The sequence below is a fragment of the Streptomyces sp. XM4193 genome (assembly GCF_023072595.1).
Classification (GTDB): Bacteria; Actinomycetota; Actinomycetes; order Streptomycetales; family Streptomycetaceae; genus Streptomyces.
Map to the genome: position 1 here is coordinate 824892 of NZ_JALLGK010000001.1, position 16741 is coordinate 841632.

2 protein-coding genes are annotated in these 16741 nt (G+C 71.7%); both read right to left on the reverse strand.

From position 1 onward, the window contains the following. Positions 1 to 32: 32 nt before the first annotated feature. Complete coding sequence (locus tag MTQ01_RS03525; protein ID WP_247486789.1) at positions 33 to 8924, reverse strand: non-ribosomal peptide synthetase; 8892 nt, start codon at positions 8922 to 8924, stop codon at positions 33 to 35. Continuing rightward, positions 8921 to 16741 (reverse strand): non-ribosomal peptide synthetase, encoded by a 7821-nt coding sequence (locus MTQ01_RS03530; RefSeq protein ID WP_247486790.1) that lies wholly within the window; start codon positions 16739 to 16741, stop codon positions 8921 to 8923. The genes MTQ01_RS03525 and MTQ01_RS03530 overlap by 4 nt, the downstream gene beginning before the upstream one ends.

Genomic DNA, 16741 nt, shown 5'->3' on the forward strand with positions numbered 1-16741 from the left:
GGTTCGCGGTGGACGAGTGCGACGCGGGAGCGTCAGACCCCGTCCACCCGGGCGGTCGCTGCCAGCTTCTTCGCCAGCACCGCACCGATCTCGGCCAGCGGCTCGGGCCGCATCAGGTCGTTGTGCGAGGCGTCGACCGGGTGGACCTCCAGCTCGCCGCCGAGGTGCTCGCGCCAGTCCTCGGGGTCGCCGACCTGGTCGGTCGTCGCGGCGAACATCACCGCGCCCGAGCCGGTGCGGCCGGTCAGCCCGCTTGCGTCGACGCGGTAGCTGTTGGCCATCACCCGCTGGAGGCGCCGCAGTTGGTCGGCCGACATGCCCGCGAGGTCGTTGCCCGCGGCGCGTACGGCGGCCATCACCGTGTCGAGGTTGAGCGCCCCGCCCAGCGCGGACGGCTCCAGGTCGGCGGCGGCCAGGATGCCCTTGAGGAAGTCGGCCTCGGAGAAGTCGCTCTCCTCGGCCTCCTCGGTCTGCGGGTAGGCGTCCAGCAGCGCGAGCAGCTCGACCTCCTGCCCGGCCTCCTCCAGCAGCGCCGCCATGGCGTGCGCGATCCGGCCGCCGAGCGACCAGCCGAGCAGGCGGTAGGGGCCCTGCTCCTGGACGGTGCGGATCCGGGCCACGTACTCGGCGGCCATCGCCTCCAGCGTCTGAGGCAGCGGGTCGCCCTCGCTCAGCCCGGACGCCTGGAGGCCGAAGAGACCGACACCCGCCGGAAGATGCTCGGCGATACCGGCGTAGGGCCAGCTCAGCCCGCCCAGCGGGTGGACGCAGAAGAGCGGCGACTGCGTGCCGCCGGCGCGCAGCGGCAGCAGACCGCTCAGCGGGCCGCCGGCACTGTCCTGGCCGAGCCGCACCGCCAGGGCCGCGACCGTCGGCGCCTCGAAGATCGAGACCACCGACATCTCCAGGTCCAGCCGGTCCTTGATCCGGCTGGCCAGGCGGGTGGCCAGCAGCGAATGGCCGCCCAGGGTGAAGAAGTTGTCGTCGATGGTGACCGACTCGTGGCCGAGCAGCTCGGCGAAGATCTCGCACAGCGCCGTCTCGGTCTCGTTGCGCGGCGCACGTCCCGGCTGCTGTTCCAGCTGCTCGGGCGCGGGCAGCGCCTTCTTGTCGACCTTGCCGTTGGGCGTGAGGGGAACCTCGTCGATCCTCGTGTAGTGCACCGGCACCATGTGGTCGATCAGCACCGTCGCCAGGTGGTCGCGCAGCGCCGACAGGTCCACCGGTTCCGAGGCGTCCCGGTCGGTGACGTACGCGGCGAGCCGGGTGTCGCCGGAGGGCGCCCGGTGGGCGACCACGATCGCCGAACCGACCGTCGGGTACCGGGAGACGGCGTGCTCGATCTCGCCCAGCTCCACCCGTCGACCGCGGATCTTGATCTGGTCGTCGGTGCGGCCGAGGAACTCCAGCACTCCGGCACGGGTGACGCGGGCGAGGTCGCCGGTGCGGTAGAGGCGGGAGCCCGCCGGTCCGTAGGGGTCGGCGACGAAGCGTTCGGCGGTGAGGGCGGGCCGGCCGAGGTAGCCGTGCGCCAGCTGTACGCCGCCGAGGTAGAGCTCGCCGCTGCTGCCCACCGGCGCCGGGGCCAGCGTGCCGTCCAGCACGTACGTCCTGGTGTTCCAGACCGGTCGGCCGATCGGCACCACGGGTGCGTCGGCGTCCTCGGCGCAGTCCCAGGCGGTGACGTCGACGGACGCCTCGGTCGGGCCGTACAGGTTGTGCAGCTCGGCCGGGAGCAGCGCCCGGAAGCGGTCGCGCAGACCGGCCGGCAGCGCCTCACCGCTGCACACCACCCGTCGCAGCCCGGTGCACTCGGCGGCCTCGGGCGAGGCGAGGAAGACCTCCAGCATCGACGGCACGAAGTGCGCCGTGGTGACCTCCGCCTCCTGGATCAGCTCGGCCAGGTACCGCGGGTCGCGGTGGCCGCCGGGCCTCGCCGCGACCTGCACGGCGCCGGTGATCAGCGGCCAGAAGAACTCCCAGACCGACACGTCGAATCCGGACGGGGTCTTCTGCAGCACCCGGTCGTCCGCGCCGAGCCGGTAGGTGTCCTGCATCCACAGCAGCCGGTTGACGATGCCGCGGTGCGGCACCAGGACGCCCTTGGGGCGGCCGGTGGAACCGGAGGTGTAGAGCAGGTACGCGGGCGAGTCGGGCAGCGGGCCCGCGAGCGCGCCGGCGTCGGCCGGGAGCACGGCGAGCGCGTGGGCGGTCGCCGGGTCGTCCAGCACGATCAGCGTCCGCGCGGCCTCGGCGCCCTCTCCCGCGTTCTCGGCCTCCTCCGGGAGCCGGTCGCGCACCGCACCGGTGGTGAGCACCACCGCGGGCGCGGCGTCGGTGAGCATGTACGCGATCCGCTCGGACGGGTAGTCCGTCTCGATCGGCAGGTACGCCGCACCGGTCTTGACCACCGCGAGCAGCGCCACCGTCAGCGCGGCGGAGCGCGGCACGGCGACGGCGACGGTGTCCCCGCGTCGTACGCCCCGGGACACCAGGTGGGTGGCGAGGCGGGTGGAGCGTGCGTCCAGCTCTGCGTAGGTGAGGTGGGCGTCCTCGGCCACGATCGCGCTGCGTCCCGGGGTGCGGGCCGCCTGGTCCGCGAAGAGCCCTGCGATCGTCTCCGGTTCGAAGCCGTGGTCCCCGGTGCCCTGCTCGGGCAGGTCCAGCGCCCTCGCCGTGTCGTTCCAACCGTTCAACAGCTGCTCGCGCTCGGCGGGTTCGAGAATGCCGATCCGGCTGAGCGGGGTCTCCGGCTCCCCGGCGCCCACGCTGAGCAGGCGGATGAGCCGCTCGGCGAGCTGCTCGACCGTCTCGTGGTCGAAGAGGTCGACGCTGTACTCGATCTGCACGTCGATACCGGCCGGCTGCCCGTCTTCGTCCTTGTTCTCGATGAAGTTGAAGCCGAGGTCGAATTTGGCGGCGCCGGTTTGGGTGTTGAGGGGTTGGGCGGTGAGGTGGGGGAGGTTGAGGGTGGCTTTGGTGTTGTTCTGGAGGACGAGCATGACTTGGAAGAGTGGGTGGCGGGCGAGGGAGCGGGTGGGTTGGAGGGCGTGGACGAGTTGTTCGAAGGGGAGGTCTTGGTGGTTGTAGGCGGTGAGGTCGGTGGTGCGGGTGCGGTTGAGGAGTTCGCGGAAGGTGGGGTCGCCTGATGCGTCGGTGCGCAGGACGAGGGTGTTGATGAAGAAGCCGACGAGGTTGTCGAGGGCGGTGTCGGTGCGTCCGGCGATGGCGGTGCCGAGGGGGATGTCGGTGCCTGCTCCGAGTTTGTTGAGGAGTCCTGTGATGCCGGTTTGGAGGACCATGAAGAGGCTGGAGCGGGTGGTGCGGGCGAGGTTTTGGAGGTCGTTGTGGAGGCGTGGGGGGAGTTGGGTGGTGTGGGTGGCGCCTTGGTAGGTGGCGTGGGTGGGGCGGGGTCGGTCGGTGGGGAGGTTGAGTTCGTCGGGGAGGTTGTTGAGGGTGTTGCGCCAGTAGTTGAGTTGGGTGGTGATGGGGGAGTCGGGGTCGTTTTCGTTGCCGAGGGTGTCGTGTTGCCAGAGGGCGTAGTCGGCGTATTGGACGGGGAGGGGGGTCCAGTTGGGGGTGGTGCCTTGGGTGTGTGCGGTGTAGGCGGTGGTGAGGTCTTGGGCGAGGGGTGCTTGTGACCAGCCGTCGGTGGCGATGTGGTGGATGGTGAGGTTGAGGATGTGGTCGGTGGGGGTGATTTGGAGGAGGGTGATGCGGATGGGGAGTTGGGTGGTGAGGTCGAAGCCGGTGGTGGCGAGGGTGTTGAGGTCGTGTTCGAGGGTGGCTTCGGTGGTGGTTTGGGTGGTGTAGGGGAGTGTGGTGTGGGTGGTGGGGGTGATGTGTTGCCAGGGTTGGCCGTCGTGGTCGGGGTAGGTGGTGCGGAGTGTTTCGTGGCGGTGGAGGATGTCGCGGAGTGCGTGGCGCAGTGCGGTGTGGTTGAGGGGTCCGGTGAGTCGGACGGTGAGGGGGATGTTGTAGGTGGCGCCGGGGCCTTCCATGCGGTTGAGGAACCACAGGCGGCGTTGTGCGAAGGACAGGGGTATCTGTTCGGGGCGTTCCACGGGCTGGATCGCCGAACGACCGTCGTCCACGCTGCCCGAGACACGTTCCGCCAACGCCGCCACCGTCTGCGCATCGAAGATGTCGCGGAAGGGCAGCTCGATGCTGAAGGTCGAACGCACCCGGCTCACCAGCTTGGTGGCCAGCAGTGAGTGACCGCCCAGGTCGAAGAAGCTGTCGTCGATGTTGTTGACGTGCTTGCCGAGCAGCTCGGAGAAGAGGTCGCAGAGCGTCTGCTCGATGTCGTTGCGCGGCGGACGCACCGCCTCGCGGCGCGGCTCGGGAAGCTCCGCGTGGTCGATGCCGCCGTCCTCCAGCCGCGGGAAGGCGGCCAGCGAGACGTAGTGCGCGGGCACCGTGTAGTCCGGCAACTCCTGCGCCAGATAGGTGCGCAGGGCCTCCGCCTCGGCGGGGGCGTCCGGGTCGATGGGCGTGTGGTACGCCACCAGCACTACTTCGCCGGACGGGCCCGGGCGGGTGGTGACCAGCGCGACGTCCACACCCCGGTGCAGGGCGAGCACCCGCTCGACCTCGGCCGGCTCGACGTGCCGTCCGCCGATGGTGATCCGGTCGTCGGTGCGGCCGATCAGCTCGACCGTGCCGACGCGGGTGATGCGGGCGAGGTCGCCGGTGCGGTAGAGGCGGGAGCCCGCAGGTCCGTAGGGGTCGGCGACGAAGCGTTCGGCGGTGAGGGCGGGCCGGCCGAGGTAGCCGTGCGCCAGCCCGGCGCCGCCGAGGTAGAGCTCACCGGCGCTGCCCGTGGGCATCGGCGAGAGCTGCGAGTCGAGGACGTGCGCACGGGTGTTGCGGATCAGCCGTCCGGCGGCCGGGTACGCGCCCTCGGCGTCGCGGACGTCCCGGGCCAGCGAGTCGAACGACGCCTCCGTCGCCCCGTACAGGAGGTGGATCTCGGCGTGCGGAAGCAGCTCGCGGAGTTCGTCCGCGGGCACGGTGGCCAGCGGCTCGCCGCTCAGGAACACCCGGCGCAGCCCCGCGTACGTCTCCGGGCCGGCCTCGGCGAGGAACTCGCGCAGCAGCGAGGGGGCGAAGTGCAGGCAGGTGACCTCGGTGCGCTCGATCAGCGCGGCGAGCCTCGCCGGGTCGCGGTGGCTGCCCGGCTCGGCCACGATCTGCACGGCTCCGGCGACCAGCGGGGAGAGCAACTCCCAGACGGAGACGTCGAGATCGGCGGGTGCCTTGTACAACACCCGGTCGCCGGCGCCCAGTTCGTGGTTGTCGCGCATCCAGCGCAGCCGGTTGGCGATGCCGCGGTGCGGCACCAGGACGCCCTTGGGGCGACCCGCGGAACCGGAGGGGTGCAGCAGGTACGCGGGCGAGTCGGGCAGCGGTGCGGGGAACGCCGTGGGGTCGGCCGGGAGCACCGCCAGCTCGTGGGCGGTCTCCTCGTCGTCCAGCACGACGACCGGCGCGTCTGTCTCGGGCAGCGTGGCGTGCACGTTGCGGGTGGTGAGCACCGCGACGGGGGCGGTGTCGTCCAGCAGACGGGCGATCCGTCCGGCCGGGTGGTCGGTCTCCAGCGGCAGGCAGACGGCGCCGGCGCGCAGCACCGCCAGATGCGCCACGGTGTGCGCGGCGGAGCGGGGCACCGCGATGGCGACGGTGTCGCCGTGCTGGACCCCGTGGGCGGTGAGGTGGGTGGCCAGGCGGGTGGAGCGTGCGTCCAGCTCGGCGTAGGTCAGATGCGCGTCGGCCGCGACGATCGCGGTGCGCGCGGGGGTGAGTGCGGCCTGCTTCGCGAAGAGCCCGGCGACCGTGTCCAGCGCCTCGTCGTCCGTGCCTGCCGCGTCCTGCGCACCGGTGCCTCCGGCCGTCAACCGCTGCCACTCGTCCGGTTCGAGCAGGTCGAACTGGCTGATCGGCATCTCCGGGTCCGCGACCGCGAGCGAGAGCAGTCGGCCCAGCCGACGCGTCAATCGCTCGACCGTCTCCTCGTCGAAGAGGTCGGTGGCGTACTCCACCGTCACCTCGATACCGGCCGGCTGCCCGTCCTCGCCCTTCTCCTCGATGAAGTTGAAGCCGAGGTCGAATTTGGCGGCGCCGGTTTGGGTGTTGAGGGGTTGGGCGGTGAGGTGGGGGAGGTTGAGGGTGGCTTTGGTGTTGTTCTGGAGGACGAGCATGACTTGGAAGAGTGGGTGGCGGGCGAGGGAGCGGGTGGGTTGGAGGGCGTGGACGAGTTGTTCGAAGGGGAGGTCTTGGTGGTTGTAGGCGGTGAGGTCGGTGGTGCGGGTGCGGTTGAGGAGTTCGCGGAAGGTGGGGTCGCCTGATGCGTCGGTGCGCAGGACGAGGGTGTTGATGAAGAAGCCGACGAGGTTGTCGAGGGCGGTGTCGGTGCGTCCGGCGATGGCGGTGCCGAGGGGGATGTCGGTGCCTGCTCCGAGTTTGTTGAGGAGTCCTGTGATGCCGGTTTGGAGGACCATGAAGAGGCTGGAGCGGGTGGTGCGGGCGAGGTTTTGGAGGTCGTTGTGGAGGCGTGGGGGGAGTTGGGTGGTGTGGGTGGCGCCTTGGTAGGTGGCGTGGGTGGGGCGGGGTCGGTCGGTGGGGAGGTTGAGTTCGTCGGGGAGGTTGTTGAGGGTGTTGCGCCAGTAGTTGAGTTGGGTGGTGATGGGGGAGTCGGGGTCGTTTTCGTTGCCGAGGGTGTCGTGTTGCCAGAGGGCGTAGTCGGCGTATTGGACGGGGAGGGGGGTCCAGTTGGGGGTGGTGCCTTGGGTGTGTGCGGTGTAGGCGGTGGTGAGGTCTTGGGCGAGGGGTGCTTGTGACCAGCCGTCGGTGGCGATGTGGTGGATGGTGAGGTTGAGGATGTGGTCGGTGGGGGTGATTTGGAGGAGGGTGATGCGGATGGGGAGTTGGGTGGTGAGGTCGAAGCCGGTGGTGGCGAGGGTGTTGAGGTCGTGTTCGAGGGTGGCTTCGGTGGTGGTTTGGGTGGTGTAGGGGAGTGTGGTGTGGGTGGTGGGGGTGATGTGTTGCCAGGGTTGGCCGTCGTGGTCGGGGTAGGTGGTGCGGAGTGTTTCGTGGCGGTGGAGGATGTCGCGGAGTGCGTGGCGCAGTGCGGTGTGGTTGAGGGGTCCGGTGAGTCGGACGGTGAGGGGGATGTTGTAGGTGGCGCCGGGGCCTTCCATGCGGTTGAGGAACCACAGGCGGCGTTGTGCGAAGGACAGGGGTATCTGTTCGGGGCGTTCCACGGGCTGGATCGCCGAACGACCGTCGTCCACGCTGCCCGAGACACGCTCCGCCAACGCCGCCACCGTCTGCGCATCGAAGAGCGCACGCACCGGAAGCTCGATCTCGAAGACGCTGCGGATGCGGCTCACCAGCTTGGTGGCCATCAGCGAGTGGCCGCCCAGGTCGAAGAAGTTGTCGTCGATGGAGACGGAGGCCACCCCGAGCGCCTCGGCGAACAGCCCGCAGAGCACCTCCTCGTGCGGGGTCCGCGCGGCCCGGCCGCCACCGGGAGCCGCGGTCAGGTCGGAGACGGACGAGCCGGAGGCCGCGGCGGAGTCGGCCGCCGCGACCGTCCAGCCCTCGGGCAGCTCCACCGCGGCGGCTGCCTCCTCGGCCTGCGCCCCGTCGTCGGTCGCGATCCGCGACAGCAGCTGCTCCAGACCGCCGAGCAGCGCGCCCGCGGTCTCCTCGGTGAACAGGTTCTGCCGGAAGCCGAGTCGGAGCTGAAGGCGGTCCCCGGGCACCACGATGAGGGTGAGCGGGTAGTGAGTGGCGTCGGAACCGGAGACACCGGTGATCGTCAGCTCGCCGAGCGACCCCTTCAGCCCCTCGTCGACCGGGTAGCTCTCGAAGGCGACCATGCTGTCGAAGAGGCCGTTGTGGCCCGCGGCCCGCTGGATGTCGGTGAGGCCCACGTAGTGGTGGTCCAGCAGTGCGGACTGCTCGTCCTGGACGCGGATCAGCAGCTCGCGCAGAGACTCCGCCGCGTCCAGCCGCATCCGCACCGGGACGGTGTTGATGAACAGCCCGACGATGCTCTCCACACCCTCGATCTCCGCCGGCCGTCCCGAGACGGTCGCGCCGAAGACCAGGTCGCGCCGGTCGGTGAGCCGGGAGAGCAGCAGGCCCCAGCCCACCTGCACCACGGTGTTGACGGTGACGCCGAGCCTGCGGGCGAGCGCGGTCAGCGCGGCGCTCTGCTCCTCGGGCAGGTCGACGGTGGTTCCGCCGGGCAGCGCCGAGACGGTGTCGGACGCCTCCGGGGCGACCTTGGTCGGGCCCGGCAGGCCCTCCAGCGCGGTGCGCCAGGCGTCGAGGGCGGTTTCCTTGTCCTGCTTGCGCAGCCAGGCCAGGTACAGCTTGAACGGTGTCGCGTCCGGCAGCCCGCTCGCGTCGCCCTCGCGCTGGTAGAGCTCGAACAGCTCGCCCAGGACCAGCGGCATCGACCAGCCGTCCAGCAGGATGTGGTGGCAGCTGAACATCAGCCGCCAGCCGCGCTCGGCCAGCCGCACCACCGTGAACCGCAGCAGCGGCGGGTTGGCGAGGTCGAAGCGTACGGCCTCCTCCTCGGCGGCCAGCTCGGCCAGCCGCGACTCGCGGGAGCCCTGCGGCAGTCCGGAGAGGTCGTGCACGACCACCGGGGTCTCGAACTCGCGCGGAATGACCTGGACGGGCTTGCTCAGGTTCTCCGAGAGGAAGCCGGCCCGCAGGTTGTTGCGGCGCACCAGGAGCGCGCGCACGGCCTCCCGGAAGGTGGCGATGTCGAAGGGGCCCTCGAAGTCCACGGCCAGACGCACGGTGTAGACGTCCAAGGCGTCCTCGTCGTACGTGGCGTGGAAGAGCATGCCCTCCTGAAGGGGCGCCAACGGAAGGATTTCTTCGAAGAGTTCGTTGCTGGTCACTGGGTCTTCCTCCACTCTGATTCCAGTACCCCGAGATCGTCGAGTTCGAGGTCGATCAGTGACAGGTCCGACGGGGAGAGTTCCGCGGAGCGCGGTGCGCTCGCGTGGTCCGCGAGCGCCCGGAGCGCCCGGAACCATCCGTCGGCGAGTTTGCGTACGTCGTCCGGGTCGAGGAGTCTGCGCGGCCAGGTCCAGTTGGCGACCAGACGCGGTCCGTTCGAGGTGTCCTCGACCAGGACGTTGAGGGACAGGGCGTGTGCGGCGGGCAGCCCGGGATCTCCGCCGAGCTCGCGCAGCACGTCGCCGTCCGCGGACATCGTCCAGGTGTCGTCGGCGCCGTCCCGGGCACCGTCGTCCTCGGCGATCGTGGTCCGGCCCAGGTAGTTGAAGCCGAACTGCGGGTCGCCGAGCGCGGCCAACTGCTCGCGGGTGGCCGGGTTCAGATGGCGCAGCAGACCGTGGCCGATGCCCTCGTCGGGCATCTCGCGCAGCGTCTCCCGCACCCGGGAGACCGCCTTGTGCAGCGCGGTGGAGTCGCTGTACACGCGGCCCCAGGAGACCGGGCCCAGATCCAGCCGCACCGGCGCCAGACTGGTGAACCAGCCCACGGTGCGCGAGATGTCGAGGTCGAAGCCCTCCGGGATCTGCCGTCCGTGCCGTTCCACGTCCAGCAGTACGGAGGTGCCCGCGCCCAGCCCGCGCCGGCGCCGCCAGTCGGCGACCGCCAGCGTGAAGCCGGTCAGCAGCACGTCCTCCACACCGCAGCGGGCCGCGGTCGGCACCGCGGTCAGCAGCCGGTCGGTGACGTCCTCCGGCAGGGTCAGCGCGAGGGCCTCCTGCGTGCTCATGGTGTCGACGGCCGGGTCCTTCGGCGCGGTGGTCACCAGCGGGTCCTCGTCCGCCAACTGCTCGGTCCACCAGTCCAGTCGGCGCTCGCGCGCCGGGTCCTGCGCCAGCTCGGTCAGCCACTGCGACCAGCGGCGCCAGGAGGTGCCGACCGGCTGGAGACCCGCGTCCCGGGACTCCAGCGCCGCCAGCCAGGCGGCGGCCAGATCGGGTACGAGAATCCGCCAGGAGACTCCGTCGACCGCCAGGTGGTGGCCGATCACCAGCAGCCTGCCGGGCGTGCCCGGGCCGGCGTCGAACCAGACCGCGCGCACCATCGCGCCCTCGGTCGGCGACAGCGAGGCCACCGCATCCTGGGCGTGCATGGCCACGGTCGCCCGGACCTTGTCCCGGTCCGCCCCGGCGATGTCGACGCGGGTGACGCATTCGGCCGCGTCCACCGCACCGCGCGGGCGCACCTCGTAGGACCACTGGTCGCCGTCCGCGGACAGCTTCAGCCGCAGCGCGTCGTGGTGGTCCAGCACGGTACCCAGCGCGGTGGTCAGCGACTCCTGGTCGACCCGGTCCGGCACCTGGAGCAGCACCGACTGGTGGAACCGGTCCATGCTGCCGCCCAGTTCGCGCAGCCAGTGCGTCATCGGGGTCAGCGGCACCTCGCCGATACCGGCGTCCGGGTCCTCCGGGGCCACCTCCTCCTCGGCACGGGCGATCCGCGCGAGGGCGGCGGCCGACTTGTGCTCGAAGACGTCCCTGGGGCTGATCACCAGACCGCCCCTGCGGACCTGGCTGACCAGCTTGATCGAGACGATGCTGTCGCCGCCGAGCTCGAAGAAGTTGTCGTCCACGCCCACCTCGGGCAGGCCCAGCACCTCCCGGAACGCCTCGGCGATGACCCGCTCGGCGTCCGTGGTCGGCTCCTTGGCGTCCTCGCGCACCGGCAACCGCGGGGCGGGCAGGGCCGCCTGGTCCAGCTTGCCGTTGACGGTCAGCGGCAGGGCGTCCAGCACGACCCAGACCTGCGGAACCATGTACTCGGGCAGCCGCCCGGCCGCCTCCGCGCGCACCGGCTCCAGCGCGGCCTCCGTGGCTGCGTCGGTGTCGGCGTCTGTATCGGTGCCGGCGTCGGCATCCGCACCGGTGCCGGGCAGCACCACGTAGCCGACCAGCTGCTTGACGCCGGGCCGGTCCTCGCGGATGACCACGGCGGCGCCCTCGACGCCCGCGCAGCCCGCGATCTGCGACTCGATCTCGCCCAGCTCGATGCGGAAGCCGCGCAGCTTGACCTGGTTGTCCCGGCGGCCGACGAACTCCAGCTCGCCGTCCGCCCGGCGGCGCACCACGTCGCCGGTGCGGTAGAGCCGGGTGCCGGCCGGGCCGAACGGGTCGGCGACGAACCGCTCGGCGGTCAGGGCCGGTTGACCGAGGTAGCCGCGCGCCAGGCCGACACCGGCCACGTACAGCTCGCCCGCCACACCGGGCGGGCACAGGCCCATGTCGGCGTCGAGCACGTACGCCCTGGTGTTGTGGATCGGGCCGCCGATGTGCGGAACGCCGCTGCCGTCCAGCGGACCGCTCGCGGTGGCGCAGACGGTCGTCTCGGTGGGGCCGTAGGCGTTGACGAAACGACGGCCGCGGGACCAGCGCGCGGCCAGCTCCCGCGAGCACGCCTCGCCCGCCGTCATCAGCGTCATCGCGGGGGCGTTGCGCGCCTCCGCGCTGGAGAGCGCCGTCGGGGTGAGCACGGCGTGGGTGATGCCCTCGTCGGTCAGGAAGTCGGTCAGCGCGTCACCGAGGACCGGGCCGTCGGACGGGGAGAGCACCAGCGCGGCGCCGTTGAGCAGCGCCATCACCGTCTCGTACAGGGCGGCGTCGAAGCTCGGGGCGGAGAACTGCCCGACCCGGCTCGTGCTGTCCACCCCGAACCAACTCGCCTGCCACGCCGCGAGGTTGCCCACACCGCGGTGCGGGACCACCACGCCCTTGGGGCGGCCGGTGGACCCGGAGGTGTAGATCACGTACGCCGGGTGGTCGGCGGACAGCGGCGCCCGCCGCTCGGCGTCGGTGACCTCGGCGCCCGAGGCCCGCGCCAGCTCCTCGACGGTGCCGCGCTCGTCGAGCACCAGCGGTGCGGCGGACCCCTGCGGCAGCCGGTCGACCAGGTCGGCCAGCGTGATCACCAGGGAGGGCGCGCTGTCGGCGAGCATGTAGGCGATCCGGTCCGACGGGTGGTTCGGGTCGACCGGTACGTACGCGGCTCCGGCGGTCATCACCGCCAGCAGCGAGGTGGTGAGGAAGGCCGAGCGCGGCAGCACCAGCGCGACCCGGTCCTCCGGCCCGACGCCGCGCGCGACCAGCAGCCGGGCCAGCCGGTTGGCACGGTCGGCCAGCGTGGCGTAGTCGCGGGTCAGCCCGTCGGCGACCAGCGCCGGCCGGTCCGGGAACTGCGCGGCCCGGGCGGCGAAGAGCGCCGGCACGGTGGCCTCGCCCGTCCGGTCCGACGGGACCGCGGTGTCGTTCCAGCCGGCCAGCAGCTGCGCCCGCTGCTCGCCGGAGAGGATCTCCAACTGCCGTACGGGCACGTGCGGTTCGGCGACCGCGGAGCGCAGCAGCTGGACCAGGTGGGCGACGATCCGCTCGGCGCTCTCCCGGTCGAAGAGGTCGGTGCTGTGGTTCAGGATGCCGGAGACCGAGCCGTCCGCCTCCTCGGCGAAGGTCAGCTCCAGATCCACCTTGGCCACCGGCAGCAGCATCTCCTGCGGGGTGACCCGCAGCCCGGGCAGCTCGATCTCGCCGCCGTCGTTGTTCTGGTAGGCCAGCAGCACCTGGAAGAGCGGGTTGTGCGAGAGCGAGCGGTCGCTGGTGACGACGTCCACCAGCCGCTCGAACGGCAGGTCCTGGTGCGAGTACGCCTCCAGCGCGGTGGTCCGCGCCCGGCGCAGCACCTCGGTGAAGTCGGGGTCGCCGGACACGTCGGTGCGCAGCACCAGGGTGTTGACGAAGAAGCCGACCAGCTCGTCGGTGGCCACGTCGGTACGGCCGGCGACCGGCGTACCGATCGGGATGTCCCGGCCCGCGCCCAGCCGCGAGAGCAGCGTGGCGAGCGCGGCCTGGAAGACCATGAACGGCGTGGTGTCGGTGCTCGCCGCCAGCGCGTGCAGCCGCTCGGCCAGTTCGGCCTCGATGCGGATCGGCACCGCACCGCCGCGGTGGGTGGCCACCGGGAGCCGCGGCCGGTCGGCGGGCAGCTCCAACTCGCTCGGTGAGCCCGTGAGTCGGTCCTGCCAGAACCTCAACTGCTCGGCGGCCAGGCTGTTCTCGTCCTGCTCGTCGCCCAGCAGCTCGTGCTGCCAGAGGGTGTAGTCGGCGTACTGCACCGCCAGCGGCGCCCAGTCGGGGGCCGAGCCCTCCAGCCGGGCCCGGTACGCCTGGCTGAGGTCCCGGGCGAGCGGTGCCTGCGACCAGCCGTCGCCGGCGATGTGGTGCACCACGACGCAGAGCACGTGCTCGTCCTCCGCGAGCCTGAACAGCTGCGCCCGCAGCGGGAGTTCGACGGCGAGGTCGAAACCCGTCGTGCCCGCCGCGTCCAGCGCGGCGGGCAGCGACTCCTCGGAGACCTCCACGGTCTCCACCGGTATTCCGGCCTCCTCGACCGGAACGATCTGCTGCCAGGGCTCGCCGTCGGCGTCCGGGAAGACGGTGCGCAGCGACTCGTGCCGCGCCACCACGTCACCCAGTGCGGCGACCAGTGCGGCGGAGTCCAGAGTGCCGGAGAGCCGGACGGCGAAGGGGATGTTGTACGTCGCGCTCGGCCCCTCCATCCGGTTGAGGAACCAGAGTCTGCGCTGGGCGAAGGAGAGCGGCACCTTCTCCGGCCGCTCGGCGGGCCGCAGCGGTGCGCGGAGCGCGGTGGAGGTGTCGCCCAGCTCGGTGGCCAGCGTCTCCGCGGTCGGCTTCTCGAAGACCCGGCGGATCGGCAGTTCGACGCCGAGCACCGCACGCACCCGGCCGACCAGCCGGGTGGCGAGCAGCGAGTGGCCGCCCAGCTCGAAGAAGTTGTCGTTGACCGCGACCGATTCCAGGCCGAGAACCTCGGCGAACAGCCCGCACAGCAGCTCCTCGTGCGGGGTGCTCGGCTTCCTGGCCGCCTCCGTCGCGTGCTCGGGGGCCGGCAGCGCCTTCTGGTCGACCTTGCCGTTGGTGGTCAGCGGAAGGGTGTCGAGCGCGATGATCGGGCGCGGCACCATGTAGTCGGGCAGCCGGTCGCCGGCCCAGCGGCGCAGCTCCTCGGTGTCCAGCTCGGCGCCCGCGGCCGGTACGGCGTAGCCGACCAGCTGCTTGACGCCCGGCCGGTCCTCACGGACGACGACCGCGATGTGGCCGACCGCCTCGTGGGCGGCGAGCGCGGACTCGATCTCGCCCAGCTCGATGCGGAAGCCGCGCAGCTTGACCTGGTTGTCCCGGCGGCCGACGAACTCCAGCTCGCCGTCCCAGCGCCAGCGCACCACGTCGCCGGTGCGGTAGAGCCGGGTGCCGGGAGCGCCGAAGGGGTTGGCCACGAAGCGGTCGGCGGTCAGGTCCGGCCGGCCGACGTAGCCGCGCGCCAACCCGACGCCCGCCACGTACAGTTCACCGGCCACGCCGATCGGGCACAGCCGCAGCCGGCTGTCGAGCACGTAGACCTGCTTGCCGTCCAGCGGGCCGCCGATCGGCACCGGCTCGGTCACCGCGCCGCCCGGACGCAGCGCGTACGCGGCGGCCATGACGGTGACCTCGGTGGGGCCGTAGGCGTTGACCACGGTCAGGTCGGGGCAGGCCGCCAGGGTCTGGCGCACCGAGGCGGTCGGCAGCGCCTCGCCGCCGGTCCACACCTCGCGCAGGGTGCGGAAGACCTCGGGGGACTCGGCCGCGATCAGCCGGAAGAGGCCGGTGGTGAAGAGGGTGGCGGTGATCCGCTGCTCGGTCAGGACGCGGGCGATGGTGGCCACGTCCAGATCACCGGGCGGGCCCACCACCAGCGTTCCGCCGTTGAGCAGCGGAATCCACATCTGGTACGTCGAGGCGTCGAAGGCGTGCGCGGACTGGAGCAGCACCCGCTCCTGCGCCCCGCCGGCGAACAGCCCGTCCGCGGCGAGGTCGTTGATGCCCCGGTGGGTGACCGCGACGCCCTTGGGGCGACCGGTCGAACCGGAGGTGTACATGATGTACGCCACCCGGTCCGGGCCGGTCGGCACGGGCAGGCCGCCCTCGGGCACCGGATGGTGCGAGGGCAGGTCGCCCTGTTCGAGGACGAGCGAGATCCCGCTGTCGCTGAGCACGTGCTCGCGCCGCGCCCGCGGCCAGCGGTGGTCCATCGGCACGTAGACCGCGCCGGCCCGGATCACGCCGAGCACCGCGAGCACGTACTCGGGGGAGCGGTCCATGGAGATGCCGACGGGCTCCTCCGGGCGCACCCCGCGGGCCCGCAGCCAGGCGGCGATCTGCTCGACGCGCTCGCTCAACTCGCCGTAGGTGAGCGACTGTTCGCCCCAGACCAGGGCCTGCCGGTCCGGCCCCTCGGCGGTCCGGCGGGCCAGCATCTCGGGCAGGGTGTAGACGGGGGTGAGCGCGGGGCTCGGGTTCCAGCCGCCGAGCAGCTTCGAGCGCTCGGCCTGGTTCAGCACCTCCACGCTGCCGGCCGGGGCCTCGGGGTTCTTGACGAACGAGTCGATCAGCGTGACCAGTTGGCCGCTGATCGACTCGATCTCGCCGACCTCGAAGGCGTCCGCGCGGTAGGTGAAGCGCAGCTCGATGGAGTCGCCGGGGATCACCATGAGGGCGAGCGGGTAGTGCGCGCCGTCGGTGGAGAAGACGCCGTCGACCGTGAGCCCGCCGGGCAGGGTGAGAGCGGACGGGTCGACGGGGAAGTTCTCCAGCACGGTGAGGGTGTCGAAGAGGTCGCCGTGCCCCGCGGCGCGCTGGATCTCCGCCAGGCCCATGTACTGGTGGCCCATCAGACGCTGCTGCTCGCGCTGGACCCGCTCGCACAGGGCGATCAGCGACTCCTCGCGCCGCAGCCGCACCCGTACCGGCACCGTGTTGAGGAAGAGTCCGACCATGGTGTGCACACCGGGGATCTCCGGCGGCCGACCGGCCAGCGTCATGCCGAAGGTGACGTCCTCGCGGTCGGTGCGCCGGCCCAGCAGCAGCCCCCACGCCGCCTGGAGCACGGTGTTGAGGGTCAGTCCGCTCTCGCGCACCTGCTGCGAGAGCCGCGCCGTGGTCTCCGGGGAGAGATGTGCGCTGATCTTGCTGGGCAGCACCGAGGCCGACCGGTCGTCGGGCATCGCGGCCAGCATGGTCGGGCCGTCCAGGTCGGCGAGCTCCTCGCGCCAGGCGCGCTCGGCCGCCGCGCCGTCCTGCTTGGCGAGCCAGCCCAGGTGGTAGCGGTACGGCGTGACCGCCGGCAGCGCCGAGGCGTCACCGCCGGCCGCGTACAGCTCGAACAGCTCGCGCACCAGGATCGGTGCCGACCAGCCGTCCAGCAGGATGTGGTGGTTGGTGACCAGCAGCCGGTGCCGCTGCGGCGCGGTGCGCACCACGGTGAAGCGCAGCAGCGGCGGGTTGCGCAGGTCGAACCGGGCGGACCGGTCGCGTTCGGTGACCTCGCGCACCGCGGCGTCCCGTTCGCCGTCCGGCACCTCGGTCAGGTCGACGACCCGCCAGGGCAGCTCGGCCGACTTGGGGATGAACTGGAGCGGACGCTCACCCTCGTGCCGGAAGCCGGCCCGAAGGTTGCCGTGCCGCTCCAGCAGCGCGCGGGCCGCCGAGTGCAGGACGGGTACGTCCAGCGGACCGTCGATGTCCATGCCCAACTGCATGACGTAGACGTCGGGGCCGGCCTGGTCGTCGTACTGGGCGTGGAAGAGCAGGCCCTCCTGAAGGGGGGTGAGAGGCAGTACGGCTTCGAGTTCCGCGTTCTGCTTCGTACTCAT

Coding starts and splice junctions, on each gene's coding strand:
- MTQ01_RS03530 (WP_247486790.1), bottom strand. CDS start 16,741: ATGAGTACGAAGCAGAACGCGGAACTCGAAGCCGTACTGCCTCTCACC.